The organism is Kocuria salina (genome assembly GCF_013368965.1).
GTDB lineage: Bacteria > Actinomycetota > Actinomycetes > Actinomycetales > Micrococcaceae > Kocuria > Kocuria rosea.
This window is the reverse complement of sequence record NZ_SSSF01000034.1, coordinates 1-3327: the sequence shown is the minus strand read 5'-3', so window position 1 is coordinate 3327 and position 3327 is coordinate 1. Positions and strand designations below refer to the sequence as shown.

4 protein-coding genes are annotated in these 3327 nt (G+C 67.4%); 1 reads left to right on the top strand and 3 read right to left on the bottom strand.

Annotation, left to right across the window (positions count from 1 at the left end; genetic code table 11):
* Positions 1 to 254: 254 nt before the first annotated feature.
* Both E7Z53_RS19775 and E7Z53_RS19770 read right to left on the bottom strand, forming a co-directional pair.
* Positions 255 to 473, bottom strand: a complete 219-nt coding sequence (locus E7Z53_RS19775) for a hypothetical protein (protein WP_095651704.1) — start codon at positions 471 to 473, stop codon at positions 255 to 257.
* Between the two features lie 398 nt (positions 474 to 871).
* A complete protein-coding gene (locus E7Z53_RS19770) occupies positions 872 to 1441 on the bottom strand; it encodes an NADPH-dependent FMN reductase (protein WP_095651703.1) in 570 nt (189 codons plus the stop codon).
* 76 nt (positions 1442 to 1517) lie between these two features.
* Between E7Z53_RS19770 and E7Z53_RS19765 the strand changes: the two genes are divergently transcribed.
* Positions 1518 to 2015, top strand: a complete 498-nt coding sequence (locus tag E7Z53_RS19765) for a MarR family winged helix-turn-helix transcriptional regulator (RefSeq protein WP_217905983.1) — start codon at positions 1518 to 1520, stop codon at positions 2013 to 2015.
* Here E7Z53_RS19765 and E7Z53_RS19760 read toward each other — a convergent pair.
* Positions 2012 to 3327 (bottom strand): IS1634 family transposase (locus tag E7Z53_RS19760; protein WP_176338685.1); only part of this gene is annotated, 1316 nt, incomplete at its 5' end. The two genes, E7Z53_RS19765 and E7Z53_RS19760, sit on opposite strands and share 4 nt — an antisense overlap.

Genomic DNA, 3327 nt, shown 5'->3' with positions numbered 1-3327 from the left:
GAAGACGGCAGAGAAGCCGTGACGGTTCATCGTCCCTCACCGGCATCGTGCGTGCTGAGTTCGGGGTGCGATCATCGTCTCAGGGCCGACCAGAGACGGTCGTTGGTTGTGCTGTGCACATCAGAACCCGGAGCGGGCTCCATCGCCGTTGCTCTACAGATGGGCCCCGTTGGAGGCGGGCACGCCACATCAAATACCACCTAGCGGCGCATCAGCGCCGGGTCATTCTCCAATGGTGGCGATGTCACGGTGGGCTAGAAGATGATGGCGGCTACCATCACAGCCAGTCCCACCACGGTCAGCACAAAGGGTCCGGCAACGGGTGGGTCCGTTCGCAGCGGGACGTTGTGCTGGCCGTGTTGCAGGAGCTGGGCTCTGCGCCGGCGGTACCGTGCGGCAGCCGCGATCGGCCACAGGACGGCGATGGCCAACGCCAGGGTGGCGATCACGATGAGCACCGGCTGAGCGGACATGGCTTGAGCTTAGAAGGGTGCGCGACGGCCACGTGAACGCCCCCAAAAGAAGACACCCCCGCCGCCTTCCTCCGCCGGGACGAAGCTACCCGGCACCGTCCCAGCGGCACATCGCCCGTGAGACGACCCCAGAACGGGCTTCCAGGACGAAGGGAAACCCAGGCGGCCTCCCAGGGGTAGGGGACTGCCGCACGAATAGGTGACGTCACCTATTCGTGCGGCAGTCCCGAGAAGGCTGATGCACGATGAGATGACCTCTGATCTGGCTTACCCAAGGGGTGGACCCAGCCCAGGTCCGAGGTGCGGCCAGGCAGCCGCTGGCCGACCCGTGAACAGCGAAGCCAGGAACGGCTCCACACCCTCCGCATTACCTATCGTCCGGTCCGGAGGGTGCCCGCTCAGGCGGTGAGCGGCACCCGCAGCGGGGCCAGGGCGGTGGCCCAGGCGGTGACCTGATCCAGCAGCGTGGCCAGGGACCGCTGGTGGTGCTCGTGGGGGATGAAGGTGGTGTAGTGCTCGAAGTCGGTGCGCAGTGACAGCGCCACCTGGGCGCGCACATCGGCCATCTGCAGTTCCCCGGCAATCTGGCGCAGGTGCTCCACGGCCCGCACACCACCGGCCGCCCCGTAGGAGACGAAACCCACGGCCTTATTGGCCCACTCGGCGTAGAGGTAGTCCAACGCGTTCTTCAGCACCCCGGGCACGCTGTGGTTGTACTCCGGGGTGACGATGACAAACCCGTCGAAACGCTCGATCGTGGCCGCCCACTGGCGGGTGTGCTCGTGCTGGTAGGCCCCGGCTGAGGGCGGAAGGGGCTCGTCCAGGTGTGGCAGCGGATGATCTCGCAGGTCGATGAGCTCGAACGCTGTGTCCTCGCGCTGGGCGGCGTGTTCGAGGACCCAGGCGGCGACCTGCTCACCGTTGCGGTGGGGGCGGGTGCTGCCGAGGATGATGCCGATGCGGGTCATGACCGGGCCTCCAGACTAACCAACTACTTGTCACATCAAACAAATATAGGGTGTGGTACTTCGCGCGACAAGTATTGTGGCGAAGGTGAACACTCAGAACCCGGGCCAGCCTGTTCCGCTGACTCCCCAGGAGGAGGGTTTCCTGCGTGCCCTGACGCAGGCGATGCTCACCGTGCCGCGGGTGCTGGATGCGGATCTGGTGCGGGAGCAGGCGATGTCGATGAATGAGTACACCGTGTTGATGCACCTCTCGGAGGCGCCGGAGCGGCAGCTCAGCATGGGAGAGCTGGCCGGGGCCTGCGCCCTGTCACTGAGCGGCATGACCCGCATCATCCACCGGCTGGAGGACCAGGGCCTGGTGTGCCGGGAACGCTCCGGGATCGACGGGCGGTCCCGGAGCGCGGTGCTCACCGAGTCCGGGCTGAAGCGGTTGTCCCAGGCCTGGCCCACCCACCTGGCCAGTGTGCGACGCCACGTTTTCAACCACCTCCAAGCGGTGGACCTGCCTGCCGCCACCACCGTCTTGAAGGGCTTCGTCGCCGACGCGCCCACCACCCGAGTCGTGCCAATTTAGTGTGTTGGCCATTCGGTGCCGGTGGCGGTGAGGATCTCGCTGGCGGTGCCGGTCAGCGGGTCGGCGGCGACGTGGGGGTGACCGGCGATGACGACGGTGACCTGTTGCAGCGGGCGTAGGGCCTGGACGATCTTCTTGATGCTCATCCCGGTCTGATCCTGCAGGTGACGGGCGACGGCCAGGGCGGTGACGACGATGGTGAGGTGGGCCTCGATGGCATCGCGGTCGTGGTGGAACATGGGCCTGGCCCGCAGGTCGGTCTTGCTCATCCGGAACGAGGCCTCGACCTGCCACAACGAGTGGTAGGAGGCGATCACCTCCGCTGCGGGCATGGTCGTGACGGGCAGGTTGGTGACGTAGCCCTTCAGCCCGGCCAGGCTGCGGGCGCGGGTCAGGGCGTCCTCGTCCAGGCGCGTCGAGCCGTTCACCGTCTTCACGAACCGCGGTGTGCGGGCTGGCTTCTCGCCGGCGATGACCGCCTTGGCGCGGTTCTCCTGCAGGGTGAGGGTGGCCCGGTCCCGTGCGGCGCGCTTGACGGAGTACGCCCATACCGCCCGCCACGACCGATCGTGCACCGCGGGGTCCCACACGGGTTCGGCGCGCTTGGTGACGTCGTTGACCGAGGCCGCCTTGGTGGTGGCCACCCGTGGAGTGATGGTGTCGATGATCTGTCCGTCGGTGAACGCATCCCCGTGCCACCGGAAATGAGAAGCGAGGTCGCCGGGGGCCTTGGTGACCCGCGAGCCGACGATGAACCGCAACCCGGCCGCATCCAGCTCCTTGAGGTTCGATGAGGAGAGCATGCCCGCGTCGGCGACCACCACGATGTCGGCCAGGTTGTGGCGCTGCTGGAACTGCTCGATGATCGGCAGGATCGTGGCGGTCTCGGCCTTGTTGCCCTCGAAGCACCCCACCTCCAGCGGGAACCCGGCACGGTCCACGAGCAGCCCCACGACGACCTGCGGGTCCACGCGCCGCTCCTTCGAATAGCCGACCTTGCGCAGCTCGTCCTCCTGCTCGGCCTCGAAGTAGAGGGTGGTTACGTCGTACAGGACCAGCGACAGGTCCCCGTGCCCGGCGGCGTGGGCGAAGCACGCCGCGGCGACCTGGTCGCGGTAGCCGCGTTCCTGGGCCCGGGCCAGGCACCGGAACATCGTGCGCAGCGACGCGTGCGGCACACCGAGCTCGTCCAGCACCCGCAGCGAGTCGGCCTTGCTCGTGGGTTCCACGATCCGCGCCAGCACCAGCGCCTTGAACGCCTCATCGCCCAGGGCATCGAACCCCAACCTGGCGTACGCGCTGGTCAGCACGT